A 1,877-nucleotide genomic window follows, 5' to 3' on the forward strand; every position below is an offset into this window, starting at 1 on the left:
CCGGCGGCTTCCAAGCCGGTCATGGAAGGCAAGGCGGGCCTGTTCAAGAAGTTCGCCGGCATCGACGTGTTCGACATCGAACTCGACGAGAAGGACCCCGAGAAGCTGGTGCAGATCATTGCCGCGCTCGAGCCTACCTTCGGCGGCATCAACCTGGAAGACATCAAGGCACCGGAGTGCTTCTACGTCGAGCGCAAGCTGCGCGAACGCATGAAGATTCCCGTCTTCCACGATGACCAGCATGGCACCGCCATCGTGGTCGGCGCGGCCGTCGTCAACGGCCTCAAGGTGGTCGGCAAGGACATCGACAAGGTCAAGCTGGTGGCTTCCGGCGCGGGCGCCGCGGCGCTGGCGTGCCTGGACCTGCTGCTCGACCTGGGCATGAAGCTCGAAAACATCTGGGTGACCGACCTGGCCGGCGTGGTCTACGAAGGCCGCACCGAGCTGATGGACCCGGAAAAGGCCCGTTTCTCGCAAAAGACCGACAAGCGCAAGCTGGCCGAAGTGATCGACGGCGCCGATATCTTCCTGGGCTTGTCCGCCGCCGGCGTGCTCAAGCAGGACATGGTCCAGCGCATGGCCGACAAGCCGCTGGTGCTGGCCCTGGCCAACCCCAACCCGGAAATCCTGCCGGAGCTGGTCAAGGAAGTGCGCCCGGAYGCGGTGATCGCCACCGGCCGTACCGACTACCCGAACCAGGTCAACAACGTCCTGTGCTTCCCCTTCATCTTCCGCGGCGCGCTGGATTGCGGCGCGACCACCATCACGCGTGAGATGGAAGTCGCCGCGGCGCATGCGATCGCGGARCTGGCGCGCCAGGAGCAGAGCGACATCGTCGCCACCGCCTACGGCATCCAGGACCTGTCGTTCGGCCCCGAGTATCTGATTCCCAAGCCCTTCGACCCGCGCCTGATCGTCAAGATYGCGCCGGCGGTGGCCGAGGCCGCCATGCAGTCCGGCGTGGCCGCGCGCCCGATCAAGGACATGGACGCGTACCGCCTGCAGCTGCAGCAGTTCGTGTACCACTCGGGCACGCTGATGAAGCCGATCTACGCGGCTGCCCGCCAGGTCGACATGGAGAAGAAGCGCATCGTCTTCGCCGAGGGCGAAGAAGAGCGCGTGCTGCGCGCGGTGCAGGTGATCGTCGATGAAAAGCTGGCCAACCCGATCCTGATCGGCCGCCCGGCCGTGATCGCCCACCGCATCGAGCGCTTCGGCCTGCGTCTGCGCGGCGGCATCGACTTCACCGTGGTCAACCCGGAACACGACGCGCGCTTCCGCGACTACTCCGAGGCGTACTTCAAGATGATGGCCCGCCAGGGCGTCACCCAGCAGTACGCCAAGCTGGAAATGCGCCGCCGCACCACGCTGATCGGCGCCATGCTGGTCAAGCAGGGCGAGGCCGACGGCATGATCTGCGGCACGGTCAGCACCACCGCCGCCCACCTGCGCTACATCGACCAGATCCTGGGCGGCACCAAGGAGGTGTACGCGGCGATGAACGGGCTGGTGCTGCCGGGCCGCCAGATCTTCCTGGTCGACACGCACGTCAATATCGACCCGACCGCCCACCAGCTGGCCGAGATCACGCTGATGGCCGCCGAAGAGCTCAAGCGCTTCGGCATCGTGCCCAAGGTGGCGCTGGTGTCGCACTCGAACTTCGGCTCGTCCGAAGCGCCGTCGGCGCAGAAGATGCGCGAAACGCTGGCGATCCTGCGCGAACGCGCGCCGGAACTCGAGGTGGATGGCGAGATGCACGGCGATTGCGCCCTCGACCCGAAGCTGCGCGACACGCTGGTGCCGGACGGCGCGCTCAAGGGCGAAGCCAACCTGCTGGTGTGCCCGAACATCGATGCGGCCAACATCGCCTACAACCT

Annotated in this window: 1 protein-coding gene; it reads left to right on the top strand. The window is 66.2% G+C overall.

The genetic code is table 11. The annotated features are described in order from the left end of the window. Positions 1 to 1,877, top strand: a 1,877-nt coding sequence (locus tag AC1DS6_RS42440; protein ID WP_477104781.1) for an NADP-dependent malic enzyme, incomplete at both ends; no start/stop codon positions are given.

The sequence above is a fragment of the Cupriavidus sp. 05L310 genome (genome assembly GCF_056398185.1).